1 protein-coding gene is annotated in these 529 nt (G+C 59.7%); it reads left to right on the top strand.

The features are described 5' to 3' along the window. On the top strand, positions 1–501 hold a 501-nt coding region (locus tag AC07UK_RS38865; RefSeq protein ID WP_494688363.1), incomplete at its 5' end, for an RNA-guided endonuclease InsQ/TnpB family protein. Positions 502–529: the final 28 nt, after the last annotated feature.

Genomic DNA, 529 nt, shown 5'->3' on the forward strand with positions numbered 1-529 from the left:
AAGGCGAAGGCAAAGCTGGCGAAGCTGCATGCTCGCATCGCCGCCATCCGCTCGGATGCCCTGCACAAGCTCACGACGGACCTGACGCGCCGCTTCCATACCATCGGCATTGAAGATCTGAACGTGTGCGGCATGGTGAAAAACCGGCATCTGGCGCGTTCGATCGCCGACATGAGCTTTTTCGAGGTGAGGCGGCAACTGGAGTACAAGGCGGACATGCGCGGCGGCAAAGTGGTAGTGGCCGACCGCTTCTACGCCAGCAGCAAGACATGCTCGGCATGCAGCCACAAGCTGGACAGCTTGCTGCTGTCGGTGCGCGAATGGACATGTCCCGCATGCGGGACGATTCACGACCGCGATGTGAATGCGGCCGTGAACCTCTATAACAACGCCGTGAGTTCCACGGTGTCAGTCTGTGGAGAGGAAGGCGCTGGCTCGGTTCGTAAGACCCGAGTGAAACCGGCCTCGGCGAAACAGGAAGTCAGCTTTGTTCCTGCTTGAGCAGGAATGAGCAAGTCTGACGGAACGG

It is taken from the genome of Cupriavidus sp. GW821-FHT07C08 (assembly GCF_059419025.1).